Genomic DNA, 350 nt, shown 5'->3' with positions numbered 1-350 from the left:
CGGCGATCATCGGTGGCATCTACAGCCTGTTCGAATTGCGTGTGGAATCGCGCGAGGTGCTGCCGCGGCTGGCGTTGTTCCTGGCGCAGAAGCATGGCGTGGTCTTCCGCACCGGCATCTCGGCTACCGAGATCGCGCCGCCTTTCGTCGAAACCAGCGCGGGGCGTGTTCATGCTCAAAAGGTCGTCGTCTGTCCCGGCGACGATTTCTCTTCGCTTTATCCGAAGCTGATCGCGAAGCACGGCGTGCAGCGCTGCAAGCTGCAGATGCTGCGGCTGGCCGACCCCGGTTTCAAGCTTCAGTCGGCGCTGATGTCCGATCTCAGCCTCCTGCGCTACATCGGCTTCGCC

At 62.9% G+C, this 350-nt stretch carries 1 pseudogene; it reads left to right on the top strand.

What is annotated here, in order from left to right:
• Positions 1-350, top strand: a pseudogene (locus tag EN852_RS41235) (TIGR03364 family FAD-dependent oxidoreductase); the annotation flags it as partial.

The organism is Mesorhizobium sp. M2E.F.Ca.ET.209.01.1.1 (genome assembly GCF_004010375.2).
Lineage (GTDB): Bacteria > Pseudomonadota > Alphaproteobacteria > Rhizobiales > Rhizobiaceae > Mesorhizobium.
This window is presented reverse-complemented; position numbering and strand designations above follow the sequence as displayed.